Raw genomic sequence first — 987 nt, 5'->3', positions numbered from 1 at the left:
TTTTAAGCGTCGTGCAAGCACGACAAAGAACCTCGCATAGGCTCGGGCGGCCGGTCGGCCTTGCCTCACCCCAAGGGGTTCGGAAAACCGTGACCACTAAGCTTCGCTCAGTTCACTTAAAATGAGAGGGCAATCAAAGGTGGGTTTCCCCATTCAGAAATATACGGATCAAAGGGTGCTAGCGCCTCCCCGTATCTTATCGCAGCTTGCCACGTCTTTCTTCGCCTCTCTACGCCAAGGCATCCGTTAGAAGCCCTTTAACGCTTGATCGTTCTCTCAACAAAACTCATGGATGCAACACAGCATCTTTTAAACAACAACGACGATAAAGCCTTGTCTAAGCCACCCCAGGGAGGTGTCGTCATCATTATTTACATAAGTCGTTCTTGGTATCTCATCCATCCAGCGCTCGGAAAGAAGTTTTGGCGCTGGCGGACATGCGAGATACCGTATGTCAGACAATGTCTTCTCGGATCAGCCCTGTGGTCTATGAACAAACCGGCGGGATAACCCTTCAATTCACAATAAGAAGTGGGTGCAAGCACCCACACCCGTCAGACCAGAGGTTACCCTCATAATCCAACGAAACTCATTTGCATCGTAAGCATTCGCCGCTCAACCAAACGGGAGCGTAGCGACCAGAAAAAAAGCAAAGAATTTTCGAAGAACCGCTTCGAGAAAATTCTTTTCCACACTGATAACCCAAAGAAAACGTATTGAGGCGAAGCCTCAAACTTTTCTTTGATTATAGTATGGTGGAGCCAGACGGAGTCGAACCGACGACATCCTGCTTGCAAAGCAGGCACTCTACCAACTGAGTTATGGCCCCGTCTTAAAACGTTGCTGAACCCTGGTTGGCCTGGACAGACTCGAACTGTCGACCTTACGCTTATCAGGCGTACGCTCTAACCACCTGAGCTACAGGCCATCAGGGCGTCAACCCGCAAAAGCTCGTTCAAGCTCTTTGGGCTTACGATGCACAATCAC

The 987-nt window shown here is 49.7% G+C and carries 2 tRNA genes and 1 rRNA gene; all 3 read right to left on the bottom strand.

From position 1 onward, the window contains the following. Nucleotides 1–270: ribosomal RNA gene (locus AEYBE204_RS40775) — 23S ribosomal RNA — on the bottom strand; the annotation flags it as partial. Nucleotides 271–753: 483 nt separating this feature from the next. Then, a tRNA-Ala gene (locus AEYBE204_RS39125) sits at nucleotides 754–829 on the bottom strand. Nucleotides 830–851: 22 nt separating this feature from the next. Next, nucleotides 852–928, bottom strand: a tRNA-Ile gene (locus AEYBE204_RS39120). Nucleotides 929–987 lie beyond the last annotated feature (59 nt).

It is taken from the genome of Asticcacaulis sp. YBE204 (assembly GCF_000495855.1).
Lineage (GTDB): Bacteria > Pseudomonadota > Alphaproteobacteria > Caulobacterales > Caulobacteraceae > Asticcacaulis.
Note: the sequence above shows the minus strand (reverse complement) of the source record. Positions and strands in the feature narration are given on the sequence as shown.